2 protein-coding genes are annotated in these 951 nt (G+C 63.4%); both read right to left on the reverse strand.

What is annotated here, in order from left to right; all coding sequences use genetic code 11:
* Positions 1-464 (reverse strand): hypothetical protein (locus G365_RS24255; protein WP_211217706.1); only part of this gene is annotated, 464 nt, incomplete at its 3' end.
* A partial coding sequence (locus tag G365_RS24175) for a hypothetical protein (protein WP_026345513.1) occupies positions 457-951 on the reverse strand: 495 nt, incomplete at its 5' end. The genes G365_RS24255 and G365_RS24175, both read right to left, overlap by 8 nt.

Raw genomic sequence — 951 nt, forward strand, 5'->3', positions numbered from 1 at the left:
CCGGCAGGAGGGGGATCACCCACCGCCCACCGGGCGGCGCGAAGCGTGGTCGCCTGTAAGGCGACTATGGGGAGACCTGCCGGACAACAGCGGCCTGTGGCCGCGCTTGCCCCTTGTGGAGGCCGGGGCGAAGCCCCTACGGCCCCGGAGGGGCTTGAAGCGGTTGATCCGGTGGGAAGAAGGATAATCCGGATTGCCACCGCAGAGGCGTAGCGGTCGCCATAGATGGAGCGCCACGTTTCGGTCTGGGTGATCGCCGGATCTTCCCGAAAGCCGGTGATCACACCCGCCAGACGGCGATGTTTTCCGTATCCCAAAGACAGGGTTACAGGCCGACCGATCCGGCAGGTTTTGGGGTTCCAGCGCCCCCCTGCCGGGCGGAACTCTTCGGTTTTCAGACCAGATTGGAAGGCGTCAAACCATTGACGGCACAAGGGAATGAACAGGGGTTTTTCGTCAGCCATGGCCCCGGCCCTCCCCAACGGACAGACTGAGGGCGCTGAGACTGTGGTGGACGGTCCGGCGCAGGCCGTCCCGGTCCAACATTCCCCGCAGGTAGGCTGCCCGGTTGCGCACTCCGTGGCGCTCAATGGCAACCACGGCAGCCGCAAGGGCGGTGATGCCGTGGTGCCTCAGGGCTGACGCCCACACGGACCCTTGCAAACCAAGATCCTTGCTCACCAGCCACGACACCGCCCGGGTCAGGGCATGAAGGGCCGCAGACGCGGTATCCGGGGACGACAGACAGGCAAGATCAGCCGGGGATAACACCCGTTGTAACGTTTGTGAGGCCGTTATCATCAGCCCGACAAGCTGGCCGTCATCGAGGGCCTGCCCCTGCCCGGCCTGTACAGAATCTTGTTTGGATTTCTTTGTAAGGTATTTCAGGGTGACAGATCGGTCACCCTCCCCTGACAGATCCGTCTGTGGATAAGTCACTGGTTCGGCTTC

The organism is Novispirillum itersonii subsp. itersonii ATCC 12639, assembly GCF_000381985.1.
GTDB lineage: Bacteria > Pseudomonadota > Alphaproteobacteria > Rhodospirillales > Rhodospirillaceae > Novispirillum > Novispirillum itersonii.